Origin of the sequence: Lachnospira hominis (ex Liu et al. 2021) (assembly GCF_014287955.1) — a bacterium.
GTDB lineage: Bacteria > Bacillota > Clostridia > Lachnospirales > Lachnospiraceae > Lachnospira > Lachnospira hominis.
Genome location: NZ_JACOPD010000025.1, coordinates 1 through 1,505, shown reverse-complemented (window position 1 = coordinate 1,505; position 1,505 = coordinate 1). Strand labels below are relative to the sequence as shown.

The window sequence follows — 1,505 nt, the reverse complement described above, 5'->3', positions numbered from 1 at the left end:
GTTTCTTGATGATGCATTTGAAACACTTGGTGGCATTCCGGATGAAATAGTTACAGATAACATGAAGACTGTTATGGATGAAGCCAGAACAGAATATTATGCCGGTAAAGTTAATAACAAATTCCAGCAGTTCGCTGATGATTATGGTTTTAAAGTCCAGCCTTGTATTGCCGGACATCCGCATACTAAAGCCAAAGTTGAGGCACCTATGAAAATACTGGATGAAATAAGAGCTTATAATGGAAAATTAAATTACATTGAATTAGTCGAATTAGTTACAAGAATAAATAATCGTGTCAATACACAGGTAAACCAGGGAACAGGAAGGATTCCGCTGATGTATTATAACAAAGAAAAGGCTTTCTTAAACAGCCTGCCCGCTGATAACATAAGAAAGCCTTACCAAATCACCACAAATACGGTAAAAGTCAATCATTCAAGCATGTTTAATTACAAAAGCTGTCAATACTCTGTACCACCAGAGTACATTGATAAGATTGTCTCATTACAAGTATATGATGGTTATATACATGTGTATTGTAACACAGAATTCATAACCATTCATCAGTTAAGTTCAAAAAAATTGAATTATATTTCTGAGCATTATGCCGCAATTGCAAGAAAATCGCATATTTTCAGGGATGAGCATATAATGGACAGGGCAAAAGAAAATCTAGAAATTATAGGAAAGGTTTATGATTATGAGTAATAGTACATACAATCAGCTGACTGCTAATCTGGAGCTGCTGAAATTAACCCAGATGAAACTACATCTTGATGAAATAAGGGATTTTGTAACAACAAACGGATTATCGTTTACGGAAGGTTTATTAAAACTGAGCAGTTATGAAGTTGATTTCAAAGAACAGAATGCCTCCAGATCTATGATAAAGGCTGCAGCATTTCCTTTTGTAAAAGAACTAAAGGATTATGATTTTGAATTTCAACCAAGTGTAAACGAACAGGAAATGAGGGAACTTGCAAGCCTTGGTTTTCTGGAAAAGAATGAAAATATCGTGTTTTTAGGACCCAGCGGCGTTGGAAAAACGCATCTTGCAACATCTATAGGTATTGCAGCTGCTAAAAAACATGCAAGCACCTACTTTATCAAATGTAATGATTTATTGCAACAATTAAAGCGTGCACAGTTGGAAAACCGCCTGGATGCAAGATTAAAACACTTTAGTAAATATCGTCTTCTTATCATAGATGAATTAGGGTATCTGCCGATTAATAAAGAGGATTCAAACCTATTCTTTCAGCTTATAGATATGCGTTATGAAAAGAAAAGCACAATACTTACCACAAATATGAATTTTAATGAATGGGATGGAGTATTTTATGATGCAGTAGTTGCAAATGCAATCATGGATAGAATATTACATCATGCACATGTAGTGCCCATATCAGGAAAATCATATAGGCTAAAAGATCATTTAAGACAAACAGACTAACTGTACATTTTTATATAATATTTTTTGTACATTCGGTCTTGACATTTTATA

Annotated in this window: 2 protein-coding genes; both read left to right on the top strand. The window is 34.1% G+C overall.

The genetic code is table 11. From position 1 onward, the window contains the following. Nucleotides 1-709: Mu transposase domain-containing protein (locus H8S01_RS13855; RefSeq protein ID WP_186837540.1), on the top strand; the 709-nt coding region annotated here is incomplete at its 5' end. Further along, entirely contained in the window at nt 702-1,454 is a 753-nt protein-coding gene (istB, locus tag H8S01_RS13850) for an IS21-like element helper ATPase IstB (protein WP_154247616.1), read from the top strand. The genes H8S01_RS13855 and istB, both read left to right, overlap by 8 nt. Nucleotides 1,455-1,505 lie beyond the last annotated feature (51 nt).

What these genes read in the sequence shown, in the direction of transcription:
- istB (WP_154247616.1), top strand. Translation starts at nt 702, where the DNA reads ATGAGTAATAGTACATACAATCAGCTGACTGCTAATCTGGAGCTGCTG.